The sequence below is a fragment of the Nostoc sp. genome (genome assembly GCF_035638895.1).
GTDB lineage: Bacteria > Cyanobacteriota > Cyanobacteriia > Cyanobacteriales > Nostocaceae > Nostoc.
Genome location: NZ_DASQZC010000690.1, coordinates 17,979 through 38,094 on the forward strand (window position 1 = coordinate 17,979; position 20,116 = coordinate 38,094).

At 41.9% G+C, this 20,116-nt stretch carries 17 protein-coding genes and 1 pseudogene; 8 read left to right on the forward strand and 10 right to left on the reverse strand.

The annotated features are described in order from the left end of the window. The first annotated feature begins 39 nt into the window (after positions 1-39). On the forward strand, positions 40-591 hold the full coding sequence (locus tag VE944_RS32810; protein ID WP_324987582.1) for a hypothetical protein: 552 nt from the start codon (positions 40-42) through the stop codon (positions 589-591). An 8-nt stretch (positions 592-599) separates the two neighbouring features. On the opposite strand, the gene VE944_RS32815 is transcribed toward VE944_RS32810, so the two are convergent. The 4 genes from VE944_RS32815 to VE944_RS32830 all read right to left on the reverse strand — a co-directional run bounded on the left by VE944_RS32815 (position 600) and on the right by VE944_RS32830 (position 5,235). Then, positions 600-1,745 carry a histidinol-phosphate transaminase gene (locus VE944_RS32815; RefSeq protein ID WP_324987585.1) on the reverse strand — a complete coding sequence of 382 codons (1,146 nt, stop codon included), beginning with the start codon at positions 1,743-1,745 and terminating at the stop codon, positions 600-602. A 106-nt stretch (positions 1,746-1,851) separates the two neighbouring features. Further along, entirely contained in the window at positions 1,852-2,487 is a 636-nt protein-coding gene (locus tag VE944_RS32820; protein WP_324987588.1) for a YqiA/YcfP family alpha/beta fold hydrolase, read from the reverse strand. Positions 2,488-2,595: 108 nt separating this feature from the next. Beyond that, on the reverse strand, positions 2,596-3,972 hold the full coding sequence (gene gor / locus VE944_RS32825) for a glutathione-disulfide reductase (protein WP_324987591.1): 1,377 nt from the start codon (positions 3,970-3,972) through the stop codon (positions 2,596-2,598). A 339-nt stretch (positions 3,973-4,311) separates the two neighbouring features. Continuing rightward, positions 4,312-5,235: a FecR family protein gene (locus VE944_RS32830; protein WP_324987594.1), complete on the reverse strand. Its 924-nt coding sequence runs from the start codon at positions 5,233-5,235 to the stop codon at positions 4,312-4,314. A 546-nt stretch (positions 5,236-5,781) separates the two neighbouring features. Between VE944_RS32830 and VE944_RS32835 the strand changes: the two genes are divergently transcribed. Further along, entirely contained in the window at positions 5,782-7,269 is a 1,488-nt protein-coding gene (locus VE944_RS32835) for a porin family protein (RefSeq protein WP_324987597.1), read from the forward strand. 54 nt (positions 7,270-7,323) lie between these two features. Here the strand turns inward: VE944_RS32835 and VE944_RS32840 are convergent, their stop codons facing one another. Beyond that, complete coding sequence (locus VE944_RS32840; RefSeq protein WP_324987600.1) at positions 7,324-8,142, reverse strand: sulfurtransferase; 819 nt, start codon at positions 8,140-8,142, stop codon at positions 7,324-7,326. A 146-nt stretch (positions 8,143-8,288) separates the two neighbouring features. Here VE944_RS32840 and VE944_RS32845 point away from each other — a divergent pair. From VE944_RS32845 to VE944_RS32865, 5 genes and pseudogenes are all read left to right on the forward strand, one after another. After that, positions 8,289-8,683 (forward strand): annotated as a pseudogene (locus tag VE944_RS32845) (hypothetical protein); the annotation flags it as partial. A gap of 611 nt (positions 8,684-9,294) precedes the next feature. After that, a complete protein-coding gene (locus tag VE944_RS32850; RefSeq protein ID WP_324987602.1) occupies positions 9,295-10,530 on the forward strand; it encodes a two-component system response regulator in 1,236 nt (411 codons plus the stop codon). Between the two features lie 162 nt (positions 10,531-10,692). Then, complete coding sequence (gene glmU, locus VE944_RS32855; RefSeq protein WP_324987605.1) at positions 10,693-12,045, forward strand: bifunctional UDP-N-acetylglucosamine diphosphorylase/glucosamine-1-phosphate N-acetyltransferase GlmU; 1,353 nt, start codon at positions 10,693-10,695, stop codon at positions 12,043-12,045. A 47-nt stretch (positions 12,046-12,092) separates the two neighbouring features. After that, a complete protein-coding gene (locus VE944_RS32860) occupies positions 12,093-12,221 on the forward strand; it encodes a type II toxin-antitoxin system HicB family antitoxin (RefSeq protein WP_324987608.1) in 129 nt (42 codons plus the stop codon). Positions 12,222-12,400: 179 nt separating this feature from the next. Then, a complete protein-coding gene (locus VE944_RS32865; protein ID WP_324987610.1) occupies positions 12,401-12,823 on the forward strand; it encodes a DUF29 family protein in 423 nt (140 codons plus the stop codon). Here VE944_RS32865 and VE944_RS32870 read toward each other — a convergent pair. The 4 genes from VE944_RS32870 to VE944_RS32885 all read right to left on the reverse strand — a co-directional run bounded on the left by VE944_RS32870 (position 12,814) and on the right by VE944_RS32885 (position 18,049). Next, entirely contained in the window at positions 12,814-13,767 is a 954-nt protein-coding gene (locus VE944_RS32870) for an isoaspartyl peptidase/L-asparaginase (protein WP_324987612.1), read from the reverse strand. The genes VE944_RS32865 and VE944_RS32870 overlap by 10 nt on opposite strands. Then, on the reverse strand, positions 13,767-13,961 hold the full coding sequence (locus tag VE944_RS32875) for a DUF2256 domain-containing protein (RefSeq protein WP_322647104.1): 195 nt from the start codon (positions 13,959-13,961) through the stop codon (positions 13,767-13,769). The genes VE944_RS32870 and VE944_RS32875 overlap by 1 nt, the downstream gene beginning before the upstream one ends. Positions 13,962-14,501: 540 nt before the next feature. Beyond that, positions 14,502-17,423: a GAF domain-containing protein gene (locus VE944_RS32880; protein ID WP_324987618.1), complete on the reverse strand. Its 2,922-nt coding sequence runs from the start codon at positions 17,421-17,423 to the stop codon at positions 14,502-14,504. A 200-nt stretch (positions 17,424-17,623) separates the two neighbouring features. Beyond that, positions 17,624-18,049, reverse strand: coding sequence for a GNAT family N-acetyltransferase (locus tag VE944_RS32885; RefSeq protein ID WP_324987620.1), 426 nt, complete (start codon positions 18,047-18,049; stop codon positions 17,624-17,626). Between the two features lie 109 nt (positions 18,050-18,158). Here VE944_RS32885 and VE944_RS32890 point away from each other — a divergent pair, with 109 nt between their 5' ends. Next, positions 18,159-19,292: a quinone-dependent dihydroorotate dehydrogenase gene (locus tag VE944_RS32890; protein ID WP_324987622.1), complete on the forward strand. Its 1,134-nt coding sequence runs from the start codon at positions 18,159-18,161 to the stop codon at positions 19,290-19,292. A gap of 18 nt (positions 19,293-19,310) precedes the next feature. On the opposite strand, the gene VE944_RS32895 is transcribed toward VE944_RS32890, so the two are convergent. After that, positions 19,311-20,030 (reverse strand): hypothetical protein, encoded by a 720-nt coding sequence (locus VE944_RS32895; protein ID WP_324987625.1) that lies wholly within the window; start codon positions 20,028-20,030, stop codon positions 19,311-19,313. Positions 20,031-20,116 lie beyond the last annotated feature (86 nt).

Below are 20,116 nucleotides of genomic sequence, written 5' to 3' on the forward strand. Positions count from 1 at the left end.
GTGCATACTACTACCAAATTCGTTGAAAGTTTAAAAAACATGGATAGCGAACAGCATCGACGCTATCAGACCTCTATGGTATCAACTTATTACCCTGAAGCTAGTTTCCTTGACTCTCTTGTAATGCCAGATGGAACTGATCCGCCAGGCTCGGATATCCTTACACGTTTACACAGTGGGGAAGTTTTCATCGTCAATAGTCGTAGACGAAATGGATTAATCCTCTTTAAACGCTATCATGCAGAGTTTGCTGGGCCTGGGGCTGCTGTAGGTGGGGATTACGATTGTGATTGCCAAAGGGCATTGCCCATAGGGAATCTGTCTTTATTAACTCCCGAATCTAATGAAGAACGCCAGAAGGCTTATTTAATTAGACGACAGTGGATTCGATTGATCAAACAAATTACAGAAAACCCAGTGCCTGGGCAGCGAGTTCAGAAAATTCTCGATCAATTTGAACAATACTTTCCACCAGATATAGTGGCTCTTCTGCCGGATGTTGCTTTTGCTCTTTTAGTAGGTGTGCTGCCGCAAACAGTGGGAATGGTACGCCGTTTGGGCAGTGAGGTGAACAGCCGATTTAATTACTGAGGGAATTCCTAAAATTCCAAATTTGCTAATACAGCTTGGACTCGATTAATGGTACGGGCGTTTTCCTCGATTGTTCCTACAGTAATTCGCAATCCTCCGCTAATGTGTCGCACAACGGTGCCAAGTGTTCTAAGTTTCTGGTGGAAAGTTTTTAAGGCAGCATTTGGTGAATTAAAGCTATTTGGTTTAAGACGTAAGTAAATAAAGTTAGCAGCGCTTGCGGTAATTTGTAGTTCTGGTTGCTGGGATAAAATTTCGATGAGTTTAGCTCGTTCACTAAGGGTTTGGGGAATTGACTCCAGTAAGAGTGTGCGATTTTGTAAAGCAACTAATGCTCCTGCTATGGAAAAGCTAGGGAGATTGTAAGGTAAGCGAACTTTTTCTAAGATGGCGATCGCTTCGGGATGAGCGACGCAATAGCCAACACGGAGAGCTGCCAACCGGAAAGCTTTAGAAAAAGTACGTAATATCAACCAATTGGGGCGCTGTACTAATTCACCTACTAGGGTAGTTTGGCTGAATTCAAAGTAAGCTTCATCAATTACTACTAAAATATCCTCACTCAAACTTCTTAACCATGCCAACTCTGCCGCAGTTAAGCTATTGGCTGTCGGTGAATTGGGATGCACTACAAAAACTACGCGAATGGGGGGATTTTGAGTTTCTTCAATCGCAGCCTGTGCAGCTTTTAAGTCAATTTCAAAATTTGTTTCATTTCTACCCACCGCGACTACAGGAATACCCAAAGTTTGTGCCAAAATTCCGTACATCGAGAAAGTGGGATTGGCAACTAGAATTGAGCCTTCTCCTCCTAAACAGGTGGCGATTAATAAAGAACGGATTATTTCATCAGAACCATTTCCAACAGAAATATTGGCAGCAGTATTAGATAACGAGATGGCGGCTGATTCATTGACGTATTGGGCGATCGCATCTTTAAGTGTCTCATGTCCGGCATCAGGATAACGATTTGTTTCAATTACTTGCTGATATGTCCAGGCTAGCTTTTCTTTTAACTCAGGTGGTAAATCATAAGGGCTTTCATTTGTATCTAGCCGATCAAATTGCACGGGGACAGATTCGGCTGTATCGCTGCTGGGGTGAGCTTTGTAAGCGGTAAATTTGGCTAAATCTGACCGGATAAAGGGAAGCATAATTTTAGTAATTAGTCATTGGTCATTTGTCATTAGTCATTAGTAACTAAAGAAAGGACAAATGACTAAGGACATTATTTATGTAAGAGTTTAATATTTTACAGCTTCAAGGTAATTGGCAAAAGAGGCGAATTGCCTGCCAAATTTCTTCCATAACATTACCCAAGGCGTGATCGCTGTCGAGTTCGACTAACTCCACCCAAGGACGCAATCGCCCAAAGTTACGACTGGCTTCGATGGGGATGACTTCATCGTTTTTTCCATGCAATATCAGGGTGGGGATAGGACGTTGCAAAAACTTCTCTTGGTATTGGGCAGCATCTGTAATGAAATCGTAACTTAAGGGAAGCTTTTGCTCCTCCCCATAGTGGTAGACCATAATATATTTTTCTTGCTGCCAACACTGTAATTCTTCATCGCCTAGCTTGGGTAACCAATGGGATAAAAACTCAAAAGCTGGTGCTAGCAGCACAATACGTTGTACTTGTAAGTATTCCTGTCCCAAGTGGGCAGTGGTTAAGCCGCCTAAACTTGAGCCAATGAGCGTTACTGGCGTAAAATTATTACTGAATTCTGCGGCAACTTGAGTAATCTGACGAGTAATTGTTAACTGCGAAAAATCGCCAGCATTTAGATCGGGAATTTTTAGCTTTGTATGAATTTGGGCAAAGCGATCGCTTATATCCCGCGCTTTGGCAGAATTAGGACTGGAAGCGAAACCGTGAAGATATATATATTGCAAAGTTGTAGATAGTTGGGAGTGAGAAGTTAAAAATTTTAAGTTTTAAGTTATGAATTTCTTTGTTCAACTCATAACTCTTAACTCCAAACTCTTAACTCCTAAATCTTATTACCGCATTGTGACAAATTCTTCCGCTACTGAGGGATGGATACCAACGGTGGCGTCAAAGTCTTTTTTAGTTGCGCCCATCTTCACAGCGATCGCTACACCTTGAATGATCTCACCAGCATGTTCACCCACCATGTGAGCACCTAGCACTTTGTCAGTGTTGCTATCAACCACCAACTTCATCATTGTTTTTTCTTGCTTACCAGTCAAAGTATAGTACATGGGGCGAAAGCGAGTGTGAAAAATTTTGACGGCATCGCCGAGTTTTTCCCGTGCTTCGGCTTCTGTCCAGCCGACTGTAGCGGCTTCTGGGGTAGAAAATATGGCTGTGGGAACAGTTTTGTGACTGAATTCGCGGCGGTTATTGCCGAATTCACTATCTGCAAAGGCGCGTCCCTCGCCAATGGCGACGGGAGTTAAATTGATTCGGTCTGTGACATCGCCAACAGCAAAGATATTCGGTTGATTAGTTTGACTATATTCATTGACTGCGATCGCATTTGTGGTGCTATACCCTGGCCCTTCCATAGAAGTAGCAGCAATATCAACCCCAGCGTTTTCTAAACCTAGTCCATCTACATTGGGAGTTCGACCAGTCGCCACTAAAAACACGTCGCTGATTAATGGTTGTTGGTCTTCCCCTGATAAAGTCAGTTTAAAACCTTCCGACACGCGTTCAATTGTTTTTACCACATTATTTTTAATCAGCCGAATTCCGTGGTTTGTCATCCCCTCTTCAATTTCTGTACGGATGTCCTCATCAAACCCCTTCAAAATCTTTTCACCTCTGGTAATTTGTGTAACCTCAGAACCCAAACCACGCATGATACAGGCAAATTCTGTGCCAATATAACCAGCGCCAAGAATGACGATGTGTTTTGGTTGTTCTTTTAGATGAAAGATTTCGTTAGAAGTAATGCCATATTCCATCCCTGGTAAATCTGGCTTGATGGGACGCCCACCAACAGCAATTAAAATTTTATTTGCTGTAACTTTGCGTCCATCCACTTCTACTGTATGGGGGTCTAGCAATGTGGCGCGACCAGAAATTAGTTCTACTCCCGCTTTTTCTAAAAAGCTGATATGTAGTTGCGACAGTCGCCGAACTTCCTTATCTATAGATGTAATGAAATATTCCCAGTCTAACTCGGCATTACCTACTTTCCAGCCATAACCTGAAGCTTCACTGAACAGTGCAGGAAAGTGAGATCCATAGACCATGAGTTTTTTGGGAATGCAACCCCGAATCACACAAGTGCCACCAACTAAATCATATTCTGCGATCGCCACTTTTGCCCCATAGCTAGCCGCCCGTTTGGAAGCCGCCAAACCTCCAGAACCCGCACCAATTACAAACAGGTCGTAATCAAAAGTCATAAATTTATGTTCTCTTTAGCAATAAATCAGTTCTTGGGAACTTACACAGAAAACGTCATTGAACTATATAAGGATATCCGGTTAACCCTGTGTAAGTCCTGTCCTTGATTTAATCTAGCGTTAGGAGATGTTCTCTCGTCGTAGGGAATATCACTTTTTGCTTTGGTTGCTGTAGAGGCAGTAACTAAAATTCTTTGTCATGGTTCTGCCTCTGGTTTTGGGCATAAGTTTGTGCTACTGCGTTGGAGCTGCTAAGTCCCACATACGCAAAATTAGAATTATGACAAAACCAACCGCCTTCGGCATTTGCAGAACATTTTGTACCCCTGTTAGCACTTTTTATGTGCTTGGAAGCTGAGTTGGGGTTACGGGTGTTGGCTCAGTTGGGGTTACGGGTGTTGGAGTAGTTGGGGTTACAGATGTTGTCTCAGTTGAGGTGTTGGGTGATTTTTCAGTTGAGGTTACAGATGTCGTCTCAGTTGAGGTTACGGGTGTTGTCTCAGTTGGGCTATTAGGACGAGTTAGCTGCATTTCAATTACTCCCTCGCCTTTTACCGATGGCTGTGCTTTCAAAGCCGCAGTAGTTTCGGCTTGAACACTGGTGATTGCTGGATCATGTGTAGGCACAGGACTTTGCCTGTTCAAATCAAGTTCCCGAACCAGTTGGCTCGTTTCATAAAAATTTCTCAGATCAAAATCATATAAGTTCTGAAATTCCCCTTTAATTAGAATTATCATCTGTCCTGCTTCCAGCACCTTAGTTTCAGAACCTTCCTTGTTAGAAACTTCAATGCCGCTAGTTGTGAGTGCACCCACAATTGTGGTGTCTGTTCGTTGGTCATAACGTACAAATAATGCTGAACCACGAATTGCTGCTGCTGCACTTGGCGTTTGTATACGTGTTTGTCCCCTTCCTGGTGGGATGAGTAGCAACACAGTCCCATTTAAAAGTTTAAAGTCACGAGTCTTCGGCAAAAATTGAAATAACGCCTGTTCTCCAACTCGTGCCAAAGAGCCATCATTGAAACGCAAATCTGCTAGCGAAGCTCGACCAGTTGACAGCCCATCCCCAGGAGTCATTGCATCTAACTTGCGTGCAGGACGTTTCTTGAGTTTATCTTTGGGTATCAGTTGTACGATGTTCTGGAGGTCTTGAATCTCTGCTCGCGTCAAAGGGGTTATGGCATTTACTTTATTTGGCAAGGGTAGTACTATAACTCCCCATAAACCTATCACTAACAATGGAAACGATTTATAAAACATAATTTGATAACTTATGATTTTCAACTAATACCAAAATAATTAAAGGTTTAAGCAGATAATAATTTTATAGACGATTTATTTAGTAAAATTATCTTCAATTTAGCCTAAATTTAACATGTAAAATAGACTACAAATAAATTATGTGTTTAGTTGATTTAATTTTTTATGAAACTTGCATTAGATACAATAAAGCCTGCGGGATATTTCAAGATTAATACTTGATATCAACAATTAAATCTGGAGTACCTTACGAATAATCCATTTTAATTAGATCAGCTACAGGGACAAAAAGTTATTAGGGATCTGTTGTAAGATGACTCACTGTCTGTATTTCACTAAATTTGCCCATAAACTGTAACTGTATCCGATTATCTCATTTTTGCAAAACAATCTGGGAAAAATCCGAAAAGCAGCAATTTCAGTTTGTAGTTTCAGTATATACCTACAAAGTGAAAATAGATGCACTCAATTGTATATTGTGAGTCGGAACTTCTGATACAGCTTGTGGGTCTACATTTGCCAAACGCGATCAACGCAATCTAACAGATGCGACTCAAAAACTGGAAGAATTTGTTTTTTTGTATTTTTTTGGTTTCCAGTGGTGGAAGCTGGTGTTGTATTAGAGTAGATGCGGCAGAATCTGCAAATACAGATATTTGGCATTCCAAAAATTTAGCAAGGACACAGGTAAATTATCAGCCATGTCAGAATTTGGAGCAAGAGGTAATTAACTGTTTGTGCAAGCAGTCTAGTGAGTCGCATGCTTCAAATTCGCAGATGCCGTTGAAAAAGAGGCAAGGGAGTAGGGAACTCTTAGTTGGGGAGATAGTAAATATGGAAATTCGCCCCCATCTGTTGCGCCATATTCCCGTTGGGTACAATAACCAGTTAATCGAAGTGAGGGATTCAGACTCATGTTCCCCCCTTCATTTCCACCACAAGAGGAAGGGAGCATTTCCCCCTGCCTTTTCGTTAAAGCTGGCGCAGCAAACAACCGAAACTACTCAAGCTCCAGACACAACCGAAGAACCTGGGGATACTCAAAAGCAAAATGACCCGCCACAGTTAGAATCGCAGCCAAGTAATTTACCTACATCTCCTCCAGACTCAAAAGAGGAGCTTTTGAATACACCTGAGATAAATCAGTCCCAAAGGCTAGAAAGGCTAATGCAGCTGCTACAATTGCCAAAACAGCCACCTGAATTTGATAGCGATCGCGAATTGGGGTTGCGGGTGCGGTTACGACCCCTAGAACAGCCTACTTTTCCACCAATAGAACAACCCGTAGTTAGGTTTAAACCTATAGGCTATCTACAAGGGCGTGTCGCCTACTTCCAAACGAGTAATATTTTTTCCTCAGAGGATATTCCAATAGAAGATAGTTTAATTTTTTCTGGACTGACGTTAGCCTCTGCCTATTTCCCTTTGGGAGCTAAGACTTTTTTAAACGGCTCAATTGATGGCAATCTCATTCGTTATATCAATCAGTCACAATACGATTACAACCAGGTGAGATTTAATCTCGGTATTTACCAGCAGCTATCGCAGCGAATGTATGGAGAAGTTAGTTGGAGCAATCAACAGTTATTTTATGCCAACAACAGCGATCGCCTGGATAGTTTCAAAGCAGGCGATCGCTTTTTAAATGAGAATTCCTTGCAAGTGTTTTTAGGACGGCGAGATCCCCTAACTTCAAAATTAATACTAAATAGCTTTTACGAATTGAGTGTAAATTTTGCTGATCCCCAAAGTCGCGATCGCATAATCAATTCCTTTTGGGTGTCTCTGAACTACTACTTGCAAAAGCCTCTCCAAGTTGGTATTAACTACCAGGTGAATTTTTCGGACTTTACACAGCGCGATCGAGAAGACCAATTTCATCGGCTATTCGGGCACTTAAATTACCGAATATCTGATACCAGCAATATGAATCTGCAGGCTGGAGTGAATTTAGGTAGTTCAACCGCCGAAAACATTGATTTTGATGGCTGGTTCTTTAGTATTAATTACAGTTTGCAATTAGGTCAGTTTTGAAATTTGTCATTTGTCCTTTGTCATTTGTCCTTTATTTAGACTAATGACCAATGACTAATAACTAATCCAATCGCTCCAGCTACCAGCATAAAGTTTACCCTTGCTAATGCCAGCTAATTCTAAAGAAAGTAAATTTACGCAAGCAGTAACGCCAGAACCGCAATAAACCAAGATTTCTTCGGCTGTTTCTAGCTGTTCCCAGCGACGGCGTTGTTCTGTTTGAGGCAGTAGGTAGCCGGAAGAGTCTGTAACTTCTTGCCAAGGATAGTTGACTGCACCGGGAATATGTCCGGCAATTTTATCAATTGGCTCTCGTTCACCTCGGTAGCGATCGCTTTCTCTTGAATCTACCAATACTACCTCATGGCTATCTTTCCGGCTTTTCACCTCTGTAATATCTACCAACTTTTCTGTTTGTACTTGAGCTACAAACGTACCCATCCGGGGTTGAGGAACAACATCTGTAACAGGATAGCCAGCTTTTTGCCATCCAGCAAAGCCTCCATCCAGTACTGCTACTTGTTCATGCCCTAGATAACGCAAAAGCCACCATAGACGAGATGCAAAGGCAAAGCGCGAATCATCATAAGCTACAACTAAACTTTTTTGGAAATTTACCCCAATCGCTGCCAATTTGTTAGCGATATCATTGGGGTTAGGCAAAGGATGTCTCCCGCCATGTTTACCCACTGGACTGGAAAGATCCTGATTCAAATCTAAATAATATGCTCCCTTTATATGACTTGTTTGGTACTCTTGTTGCCCTAGTTGTGAATCGGCTAGAGAAAAGCGACAATCCACAATAACCACTTGCGGATCTTCTAAATGTTCAAATAGCCAAGCTGGCGAAACAACAAATTGAGGTTTGGGCATAGGGCATTGGGTAAAATAGTTCTTTTTTTGGGGGTTCTGAGTAAATAAGTTAGATTTCCCACTCAGCACTGGCTCAACGCCCAGCTACCGCTAACAGCACTCATTACTCCTGAAGGGGATTGGTGATTATTTAGTTTTTTTATAAAATGTCAGACTTAGAAAATTTTACACCTAAGTTAACTTTGTCTCTCAAGAGTTTGGTGAATCCTTTCACAGCCATTATGGTGCGAAGCAGGAGAGTTTTTTCAAGTTTGTGGAACCTACTCAACTGACTACAGTGGCCCAAAAACCAGTTTTGCGACTATTGGATATTTGTTATGGTCTAGGATATAACATAGCTGCTGCTTTGCAGACAATTTGGGCAGTGAATCCTAACTGTTGTGTTGAAGTAATCGGTTTAGAACTGAATCCAGTAGTGCTACAAGCTGCGATCGCTCATCAGTTGTTCGACAATTGGAACTGTAAATATATTGAAATTTTGTCTCAGCTAGCAAATGATCATCAAATGCAAACACCTCGTCTAAAAGCAAAGCTATTAATATGGGAACTAGTTTGTAGTTCGGTTGAGATGTCTAAGACGGGCGTAGCTGCGGCAATTGAAATAGAGACAAGCTATCAGCCAAAAAGGGGGATAATTCAGATGGGGATTCAAGACTTCTCTTTTTTGCCAAAAATTTTGATTTATTTTCCAGATACTTAGGCAACAACTCTTTACAAGCTAATAGGCTTAATCTTTAGTACGATTTAATACTACGTCCTATTTGACAGTAGTAAAATACTGCTATAACTGAGTAAGTAAAAAGGTATACACCTAATGATTACCATAAAGACTTAACATTCAAAACCGGGTATCTTGATATAAAACAAGGAATTACAAGGCTTTTTAGCGCCGTTCAATGAAAAAATATCCGTAAAAAACCTGATTTAAGATTTGTGTCAATTAATCATACTGTAATTAGAAGCAAAACAAAAAATTTGACAGCAAGATACCCCTTGTTTGTAACATAAAGCATAGATGCTGCGAAAAACTTAGATACGCAGTTTGACATAATGCATAATCCCTATTAAAACTCTGGCTCAGATATAGTTGAATATTAAATTTATTTTTCAAATCTGACACTGTTAACTTGTGCAAGAAACTGGAGTGCCTTTGTGATTCACTGGAAATCCAACCATACAGGCTTTACAGAAGAATTTGTTAGTGGGCCAAACCCCATTAGCACAGTGAAGAGTATCGGTTCAAATCATGCCGTAGGATTACAAAATAATGTGGAGGCTTATTCTTTAGGCTTATCTCAAGAAGACCTTATGCTTAAAGATAACCAAGCAGTATCTTCTTTGATAAAAGTTGATGTTAATTGTCGTGATGATTCATTGGTTTCTAGAACACTACAAGCTAAAGGTTCTAAAGTGAATGGGTTTGATTTAGATCCGCCGAAGGTTTTAGTAGTTGACGATCATGCCGCCAGTCGCATGACTGCTGTTGCCCTCTTGGGGATGGAAGGATACGAAGTGATTGAGGCGGATAGTGGTTCCATTGTTGTAGGGTTGGTAACTCAAAAACAACCAGATTTGATTTTGCTAGATGTGATGATGCCAGGAATGGATGGATTTGAAGTGTGCCAATTCCTCAAGCAGGATGAGCAGACTAGGCTAATCCCAGTGATTTTTATTACAGCCCTAAATGACAGGCGATCGCGTATTCGGGGAATTGAAGTTGGCGCAGATGATTTTCTCACCAAACCCTTTGATCGTGTGGAACTGGCAGCGCGTGTCAAGTCCTTAGTGCGGCAGAAGCGTCTGAACGAAGATTTAGACCATGCCGAGCAAGTACTATTTTCTATTGCCATGTCAATTGAAAGCCGCGATTCCAATACAGGCAACCATTGTGAGCGCTTGGTAAAACTGGGGCAAGTTTTTGGTGAATACCTCAACCTCTCACGCTACCAAATTCGAGATTTGATGTGGGGTGGTTATCTCCACGATATTGGTAAGGTGGGTATTCCCGATGCAGTGCTGCTGAAAAAAGGCAAACTCACTCCCGAAGATTGGCAAGTCATGCGGCAGCATGTTTTGATTGGAGAAAAAATCTGCCAGCCACTACGCAGTATGCGGGGTGTAATTCCCATTATTCGTCATCATCACGAACGCTGGGATGGCTCAGGCTACCCTGATGGACTCAAAGAGGATGATATTCCCTACCTGGCGCAAGTTTTTCAGTTAATCGATATTTACGATGCCCTAACTAGCGAACGACCTTACAAAAAAGCTTTTACTTCAACAGAAGCACTTTCAGTAATGCAAAAAGAAACTGATTCTGGTTGGCGTAATCCTAAACTAATGCAGCAATTTACCGAGTTTATTCTCTCCTGTTATGAAAAGGAGTAGGGAGTAAAAAATTTTGTAGCTGTCGCAAGCGGCGAAAATTGGTATAATCCTGACTCATTGTATATTTCGGTCTTCTATGATTATTAGCTGGTATGATTTAAGCCAATATTTTAAAGCACCAACAGCATTAATCATAATTTCACTGATAGCTGATAGCTAATTATGGTAGTTGTAGCAATTCTAGCGGCCGGACGCGGCACACGGATGAAATCACGCTTACCTAAGGTTTTACATTCTTTGGGTGGGCGATCGCTAGTCGAGAGAGTTCTCGATAGTGTAGAACCACTTTCGCCCTCACGGCGAATCGTGATTGTGGGATATCAATCTGAGGAAGTGCAAGCCGCCATGCATTCAATTCCCAGTTTGGAGTTTGTCGAACAGACTGTGCAACTAGGGACAGGTCATGCGATCCAGCAATTACTTCCTCACTTGGAAGACTACACAGGTGATTTGCTGATACTTAACGGTGATTTACCGTTGATACGCAGCGAAACCCTCAAGCAGATGTTACAAACTCATACCCAAAATAAAAACGCCGCCACTATTCTCACCTCAAACCTACCCGACCCCACGGGCTATGGGCGAGTTTTTTGTAACGATGAAAATATTGTGCAGCAAATGGTTGAACACAAAGATTGTACTGCTGCTCAAAGACAAAATCGCCGGATTAACGCTGGAGTTTACTGTTTCCGTTGGACAGATTTGGCAAAGGTGCTTCCCCACCTACAAGCAAACAATGCTCAAAAAGAATACTATCTCACTGATGCTGTGACTCAAGTGGGAAAAGTTATGGCAGTGGATGTGGAAGATTACCAAGAAATTCTCGGCATTAACGATCGCTTGCAACTAGCGACAGCCTACGAGATTTTGCAAAGGCGAGTCAAGGAAAAATGGATGCTGGCGGGTGTCACCCTGATCGACCCCACAAGCATCACCATTGATGAAACTGTAGAATTACAGCCGGATGTAATTATTGAACCCCAAACTCATCTGCGGGGAAATACAGTGATTCAATCAAGTTGTCACATTGGGCCGGGAAGTTTAATTGAAAATAGCCAGTTGGCTGAAAATGTCACGGTGCAGTATTCAGTGGTGACAGGTAGCACTGTGCAGGCGGGAAGCCGAATTGGCCCTTATGCTCATTTGCGCGGTCAGGTAGAAGTGGGTGCTGGTTGTCGTGTGGGTAATTTTGTGGAATTGAAAAATACGCAGTTAGGCGATCGCACAAATGCAGCACATTTGTCCTATATAGGTGATACCGTTGTCGGCAATCAGGTGAATATTGGTGCCGGCACAATTACTGCCAACTATGATGGCGTAAAGAAACACCGTACAAAAATAGGCGATCGCACAAAAACTGGAGCCAATAGCGTTTTAGTAGCTCCAATTACCTTGGGAAATGATGTCTATATCGCAGCTGGTTCCACTGTTACAGAAGACGTGCCTGATGATTCTTTGGTAATTGCCCGTAGTCGTCAGGTGGTGAAACCAGCTTGGCGCAAAAAGAGCCAATAAAGCGATAATTAAATCATCAGATTAGCTGATTTAAGTAAAGGTAAAAGATGAGGAAAACAAAACAACTTACTGCGATTATTGAGCGTGAGGAAAAGGGCTATGTATCACTTTGTCCAGAATTAGATATTGCTAGCCAAGGTGACACTATCGAAGAAGCACGCAGTATATTTGGTTGAGGCATTGGAATTATTTTTTGAGGTGAATTAGCAGAAGGTGGAGGTTAAGCAATGTCATGGTTAATTAGGTTGCTAATGCTTGTATCTTAATTATTTCACCGCTCAAGTACAATCAAATGGTTTGTATGGTTTTAGCTTGTCCCATTTGAGTCATCAGAGCAAGACAAACCCAATTTAGTATGGAAGAACTGCTAGAGCTTAGGCAATTTCTAGAACAAGGCAAAATCCATGAAGCGTTGCTGTTGGTTGATGAGTTAGAAGAAATGAGCCTCAGTGACAAAATCAATAAAATTGATAGTTATGGTGTAATTCTGCTCATTCATTTAATTAAACAAAAGGCCGAAAAACGTTCTACTCGCTCTGGGGATGTTTCGATAGAAAATACGGTCCGTGAAATCAACAAAATAAACAAGCGCCGCAAATCTGGTGGTTATTACTTGAATCAGACAGAATTAATGGATACTCTGCAACAAGGATATCAAGTGGCACTGAAAAGAGCGGCGCTAGAAGCTTTTGAAGGGCGTTATGAAGCCCAAGAATTGGCCGCAATGCTTGACCAGCAAGAAACTTTAGCCGAGGCGTTAAAACTGATTCAACAATAGCCGATTAGTTCGTTGCCAGTCCATTCCAAAGTGTCACCAATTTTTTCGCCGTCATGGTAGGCGGCGAGTAAGATTTCGCTAGTTTTACCCCAAGCGATCGCTCCACTACAATCTAAAGCGATCGCTCCCAAGTCCCGTTTGTTCTGGTGAGATTCTGCAAAGGATCGCTGCATGGCCTCCTTCAGGGACATTCCATCAGTGACACGTACTACAATTCGGGGAGCTAGACACTCATCGATGATATCTTCGCCAATGCCAGTACAGCTAACACCTGCATTACTAGTAGCATAATTACCTGCTGGCATCGCAGAATCACTTACCCTACCAATTCGCTCAAAGCCCTTACCACCAGTAGAAGTGCCAGCAGCTAGCCTACCAGATGCATCTAAAGCTACCACACCGATGGTTCCGCGTCCGGCATTGCTAGTTTCTACTAGTTCGGGTTCTGCTACCACGCCAGCCATTGCGCTTTTAAAATTATCCTGGCGCTCTTGTATCCACTCTTGTAACCGCAAATCAGTTAAAGCATTATAGCTGGGAATTTGCATTTCCCGCGCTAACTCAGCCGAGCCAAAATCTGATAGCACTCGGTCTGGCGAGTTTTGTAAAAATTGTGCCAATTCAATGGGATTTTTCACCCGCGAAATATTAATTACACCACTAAACCGCCTTGATGCGCCATCCATCAAAGAAGCACTCATGCGGATTTGCCCATCAGATTGTAGTACTGAACCAGTACCAGCATTAAAGCGGGGATTATCTTCGAGCATTTGGCAACCATGCACCACCGCCTCAGAGGCAGTTGCTCCGCATAATAGTAGAGAATAGACTTCTTCTATTACTGTATGGAGCGATCGGCGCACCGCCTCCAATCCGCCTTTACCGTGGAGAGAACTACCAGCCCCCCCATGAATAATTAATTTAGGTTGCACCTGTGACTCCATTAATCTCTTGCGCTATTTGCGTCTGTGTTGCGGTTACTTTCATTTTGAGCTTCAGAACGGCGACGACGACAACGTTCTGAGCAGTATTTCACATCGTCCCAACAATCTTGCCACTTTTTACGCCATGTGAAAGGACGTTGACATACCGGACAGATTTTTGTTGGTAGGTCAGATTTAGAACGAACACGCCCCATATAAATACTGTGTCTATGAGAATTTTATTTCTGAGAGAGATGGAAAATAATTATAACCAGTTTGCTAGGAGGGGAGGATATTTTCGGTGAATAAATATATTGTCAATCTATCTTAAGAATTATTTTTTAGTTATATTACGACTTAGCGATCGCTTGCCTATCTGCCACCCTAGAGAGGCAATCACTAAAATTGAACTCATATTGGCAAACAAGACTAAGCTAATAAGTTTGGATTTGATTATTAACCCATGAAAGATGGGTAGCTGCATATTCGTCGTAATTGTTCTTTTCTGTTCCTAAGAGCATAGTCCTGCCTGATAGTTATTTATCCCTTTAGGAAACTTCAATCAAAAAAACTACTTAGTCTATTTAGTGTACAGGAAGTTTACTAAAAATCTATAATAGGACTTACGTATCAAGTACGAAATATAGGGTCAATTCATTAATTGACCCTATGGGAAACCAAGGCTTTCACTGCTTTTTTCTGTAAGTTATATATAAGATTTTTGTTAGTGCAACCAGGAAATTCTGATGAAATATTTACGAATCATTACCAACTAAAGTCAATAACAAGCGGCTAACTACCCGATTATCTGGTAATTGATAGAAATTTAACTCTCCTCCTAGTACCTGCATGAGGTTTTGACAGATTAGCAAGTGTAAACCTGGTGGTTGGTCAAGTTTGGAAGGAGCAAGCACATCTTTGGATCTATTATCATGTAACTCTGTGAGTAACTGTGGCTCGATCGCACCGTTATATGTAATCGACAGTTCTAAAGATGTCTGATGTTCAGTCCCTCCACTGTCAGAAGAACGCTTTGAATCTAAGGATTTTGACGCATCTAAACGACGACACCAAATATCAATTCTGCCGCCGGCTTGAGAACAGTTACAGGCATTGACTAATAATTCATGGATGACTAACTCAATTTTGACAATATCACCTGCGATCGCCATTACAGATTGAACGCTGGCGGTAGGAATACCTCTGGCGAGTGAAGAATTATTTGGCGATTGTTCTTCAATCTGTTGTCCCAAGCCATGTACACCAATCCACAGCTTTTGCTGTTTAATTAAATTTTCAATGCGTTCGAGCGATCGCTTTAGTAAACTGGCTATGGGCATGGTTTCCCAACTTATATGTAGCTGCCATTGCTCAAGTTTTAGCATTCCACTCATAGAGGCGGCTGTATGATCTAATTGCCGCAGCAATAGTTCGTAGCGCATCTGAGTCAATTCATTAGCAGGAATACCCAAAGCATGTATTTGTTTAAGGGATAGCGCAGTTATTCTTTGGATTTCCTCTAAGCGGCGATGTTTGTACCAGTTGAGTTGTTGTAAATCTTCTGTTGTGGATTCTAAAAGTCGGGTAATTTGCTTTTCACGACGCCACCAGGCTAATTGAGAAATCAGAGTTGCAGTTGCACTGAGGTTTTGTTCAGACCAGTGACGCTCTTGATAATCTGCTAACAACACTACACCCGTAATTTCATAATCAGCATTGGTACGTAATGCCATCACCAAAATTTGACCTTTGTCGGGAGTATTCAACCATTTTCGAGTTTTGGGAGGTAAATTATCTACGTTCAAAGTCAGGTAACTCTCTGTGGCAAGTGCCCACTCAATTAGTGCCTCAGCCTGGATAGAAATAGATGCATCGGAAAAAAGCCCAAATAGGCTATTGCTTACCACTCCAGGGATAATTTCTGCCCAACTTTCACCAGGCGACCAGGATAGCAGTACCGCTAAGGGACAACCCAAAATCGATGCTATTTGTTCGAGTGCTGTACGTTCTAAATGTTTTTTTTCTACCTCAATTTTGCTATTTTGGGATTGTGTCAGGATGCGTAGGCATTGCTCAAATGCCTGGGAAGTTTTTTGCTGCTGGGTCGTGCGCTTATGTAATTGCCACTGGCGAACAATTACACCAATCTGTTGACTAACGGCCCATAGTAATTCTTTTTCTAGAGTTGTCCAAGAACGATGGCTGTCGTGAGTGATGACTAAAAGTGCTGCTGGTATATGCTCGTGAGTACATTTACAAATAAGTAGCGATCGCACTCCACTTTCTAATAACAAAGGACGCCAATTAAAAAAGCGTAAATCTTCATCTAAATTCTCAATTTCCACCGCTTGAGTTGAACGTTGCAAAAGCTGTTCATCTAACTCTTTGAGAGTGTTCAGGGCAAATGTTAACGGTCGGCGATTATGGGGCTGACTTTGATAAATAAACTGATAATTATTCTGTTGAGGATCATACTGCAACAGCATAAAGCGGGTGGCAGCTAATCGAGCTAAAACTTTTTTAGCACAGCTGTGTAAAGTTTCGTTGAGGTCATGTTCGCTATAGATACCTTGAGCAACTTGGCTAGTTAGTTGAGCATCCTCTTGAATCTGTTTGATAGTGCTTTCCATGCTTTCAGTAGTTGCAACCAGAGAAATTAAGCCAGCAGCACCTTGGACAAAATTTTTGTCTGCCTCCGTCCAGATTCGAGGTTTATTGCTTTCTACCGCCAAAAAACCGAGCAAGTTCTTTTGCCATATTATCGGAGCTGCCAAGAGCGATCGCACCTTCAGCCGTTGCAGCAATTTTGCCGTAAAATGACTCTTTAAAGAACTACGTGCATCACCAATCGAGACAATTTGGTTAACTGTCAAAGCATAATAAAAGTCGCTCAACTCCTGTACTGTCATTCCCGCCGCTTGCTGACTACTAGAATTGCGATCAATTGTGACAAGCTGATTGCTCATCCGACACCAAAAATAGCGCCCTTCCCGCTCAAACCAGTAAACATTTGTCCGGTTGGGAGAGACAAATTTATGAGTTGCTTGCACCGTTGCTTCAAGTCTTTGATTAAGGTTACTTAGGGTGCGTAAATTTTCTAGTAATTCTAATAATGGTTCGTCGGTTCGCTTGGTTTGCTTTTGCTGCAAATGCATCTCATTTTGATAAAGCACTGCCCCCAGTTCGCCTAAAACCATCATCAAACGTGCTTTTGCTTCCCCTGTCAGTAGGTAGCCCCAGCGTTCAGAACCCAATAACAGCACGCCTAAGCAACGGTCTTTATGGCGAATTGGTAAAATAATCGTTCCTTGGATGTGGGCTTTTTCGGCAATTTTTCGCCATTCGGGGGCGCGGATTTCAGTTTGCAAATCAGCTATGCCCAAAGGATGCTGTTCAATCACCACTTGCTCTAATAAATCCCCAGGACTGAGAACAACCCTTTGGCGTAAAAAGCTCGTGTCACGATCTGGTGTGATGCCACCTTTGCCGAATAATATGTGATTCAGGCGATCGTAAAGAGCAATCCAAATCAGTTTGTAGTCAAACTGTTCTTTAAGATAAGAAATAGTGGTTTCAATCAGAACGTCAACATCATCTTCTTCTCTGAGGCTCTGGAGGACGCGCCCCAATAAGAGGATCTGCTGTTCGGCGGCTATAGGTTTTTGTGGCTGCCCCATCTGATTTATTGGTTAACATAACTTGTAATATATAAGATGCCCAAAAAAGCACCCTGAGTAATATTGCCACAAGTGTTTAATATTGAACCTGGACAGGTTAATAGGAAATTAAGCTAATAGTCATTCAAATTGCATTCCGCATCTTTGCGTCTTTCTAGCGATTTGAACTATACAACTTAAAATCACTGCCTCCTGAATGTTTAACTCAAATAAAATAACTTTTGCATGAAGTATCTTTTATGCCCAAGTGGGTAATTTTCTTGAAAACCAAATACAGTGTACCCTTGAGATTCATAAAATTCCTTAGCTTGAAAGTCTAATGTCTCAAGATGAACCCCTACACAGTTTTGCTTTTGACCTTCTTTTTCAGCAATTTTAAGGATATTTCTTCCAATTCCTTTGCCGCGTAAGCCTTCTTGAACAACTAAGACTCTGATATAAAGCCAATCGCAACCGATTTCGCCCAGAACTCCACCAACAATCAAGCCTGATTCATCTCGTGCAAAAACTGCTACAGGTCGCCACTCTGACAACGGAAAAAAATTTTGATTGAACTGGCGAATCATTTGCATGAGAGTCATCCGATCGTGCTGAGTTACTTCCTGTTCTACCTGAACTGTAATCATCCTGATTTTGATTCTGGGTAAGGTTTTGACCAATACTCATAGCCTACTCGTACATAATTTCAGAGTGAATTCTGACTTCTGATTTCTGAGTTATTCTTTATAAAAGCTAATGGATATTTATAAATTTGCAATTAGTCCGCTTTTGTTCAATGTGGTAAAAACAGACCCGGAGTGGTTACATCAGCAGACTATTCGCAGTTTTAGCCGACTATCGCAAACCCCTTCTAGTTGGGTAAACCAACGCTTAAAGAAGTCTTTATGTCTGTACGATTCACGCTTAGAACAAAATTTGTTTGGGCTAAACTTTCCAAATCCTGTAGGGTTAGCAGCTGGTTTCGACAAGGATGGAGTAGCTGCTAACATTTGGTCTAACCTAGGTTTTGGCTTTGCGGAATTAGGAACTGTAACTTTTCACGCACAGCCAGGAAATCCGTCTCCTCGTTTGTTTCGCTTGCCGTTGGACAAAGCTGCTCTCAATCGGATGGGCTTTAATAATCGCGGTGCAGCAGCAATGGCGGCACGATTAGCACAGGAAAAGCAGAAGTTAACCCAGTCAATACCCATAGGGATAAATTTGGGTAAATCTAAGGTAACTCCTTTAGAAGCAGCCGCACAGGATTATCTCGATAGTTTTCGCTTACTGAAGGATTTGGGAGATTATTTCGTTGTTAATGTCTCTTCTCCCAATACACCAGGGTTGCGATCGCTCCAAGATGCTTCTATGCTCAGTGCCATCTTGAATTTATTACAACAAGAAAACATTACACAAAAGCCAATTTTTGTCAAGATAGCGCCAGATTTGGATTGGGTTGCGATCGCTGACATCATAACTCTTGCTAAAACCTACCAACTAGCGGGAATTATCGCCACTAACACCACCATCAGCCGTGATGGACTCAAAACCCAGGTGATTGACCAAACAGGCAAATCACCCCAGGATGAAGCTGGCGGAATTAGCGGTGAACCATTGCGCGATCGCTCCACTGAGGTAATTCGTTTTATTTGGCAGCAAACCCAAGGACAAATCCCGATTATTGGCGTTGGTGGCATCTTTTCTGCTGAAGATGCTTGGGAAAAAATTACTGCTGGTGCTAGTTTGATCCAGGTTTATACAGGCTGGATTTACGAAGGCCCACTGATGGTACGCCAGATTCTAGCAGGTTTGCTTTCCAAGCTAGAACAAAGCGGCTTAAATTCCATCAACGAAGCTGTAGGTTTACAAACAAAAATTCAAAAATTCTAATTACGAAATTTGAATTATTTACCCTTCTTCCTCCACTGGGAAAAACTCCTTAGTTTTTTCCGAGTATGACCAGGCAATACCATCCGGGTCTTTGCTGCGACTCCATTCATGAAACTCTGGATCGTTTCGCCGTTTATAAACCGTGCTGGAATAGACATTTAGCCGTTTGGCAAGTTCAGATTGAATCAGAGAGCCAAAAATTAACTGTTTTTCCAGCGATCGTTTAGCTGACTCATGGGTTGGCTGTGGTGGTGATTCGGTTTCTGGTTCCTCCTGTGGGGTTGGTGGTGCTAGGAGCGATCGCGCAGTTTTAGTAACTGCTTGAGTAGGAAGTTCTTTAACAGGCTCACTACTATCAAGAATATTACCGAGAATGCTGGCAGTTATAAAGTAATAAGACTGCCCCGCATCTTCGGAGTTCACTATACTAGCGCCAAATTCCGAGGCTTTACTATCCAAGTAGCGTTTTGCCGTCGTTCCAGGAAAATTGCCCCTCATTGCCAAGTCCATTGGCGTAAGTCTGCCTTGATTTTCCCGAACCAACTGATGAAAAATTGGGTTAACTCGATGAGTCCACTGCTGCCATTGATATTCCTGCCAAAGCTTGAAGCCAATTACCAGAACAATTAGCGCCAGTAACAATCTCCAAGTGGTAACTAGGAAAATAATCAAGAACGAGATGGGCAAAAGTAGAACGAGAAAAGCCTTGCCGTTATCTTCTATGGGTTTCTCACTCATGCCGATTTTTGCCAAGTGAATTTTGGGAAATAATACTATCTATATTGGCAAAAATTAGGACACTTTTTTGTATCTTTTGGCAAAGT